The organism is Halorubrum sp. Atlit-26R (assembly GCF_003666015.1).
Taxonomy (GTDB): Archaea; Halobacteriota; Halobacteria; order Halobacteriales; family Haloferacaceae; genus Halorubrum.
The window spans coordinates 1-572 of the sequence record NZ_QPLT01000313.1; the positions used below are offsets into that span (position 1 = coordinate 1).

1 pseudogene is annotated in these 572 nt (G+C 40.7%); it reads right to left on the reverse strand.

Annotation, left to right across the window (positions count from 1 at the left end):
- A pseudogene (locus DVK07_RS23015) lies at positions 1-572 on the reverse strand (toll/interleukin-1 receptor domain-containing protein); the annotation flags it as partial.

The following is a 572-nucleotide window of genomic DNA, read 5'->3' on the forward strand; positions in this document are numbered from 1 at the left end:
TGTGCTAGAGCTTCAAGCAGATCTCTTAATGAACGACTTTCATCTTGGTTAATCGCTTCTAATACATCTCGAACTGCGCTCTTTCGGGCGCTTTCTAAGTCAATTCCCTTTTCCTTCGCTTCTACTGGGAATGTAGAAATATATTCATGAATTGAACCTTCTTTGGCTTCATCCCATTCAATCTCAATATTCTGTCTTTCAAAGAGCCGGGATAGTTCATTCCCCGTCCAAGTCTGGGCAATTAGATCCGCGAGAAAATCTACTGTTCGGGGATCAAACTGGGAAAGATCAGTAGGATCTTCCTCATTAGATTCAACTTCTTTTACAAGCCTTTCAGCTACCTCAACTACAGAGGAATCATCAGCAGGTATTGCCATTCGAGCTGCCAATAGTGGACTATTATTTTCGACTTCTTCTCTGCCAATATCATACCAAACAGGCAAAATCAGGTTATACTCACTGTTCGTATTTTTATGAACTAGACTCCGTAACTCCTCTTGAGGCCAATCTTTCTGAAAGAAAGAATCAGATAAAACAACCACACCATATTTAGACTGTGACAGGCCTTTATC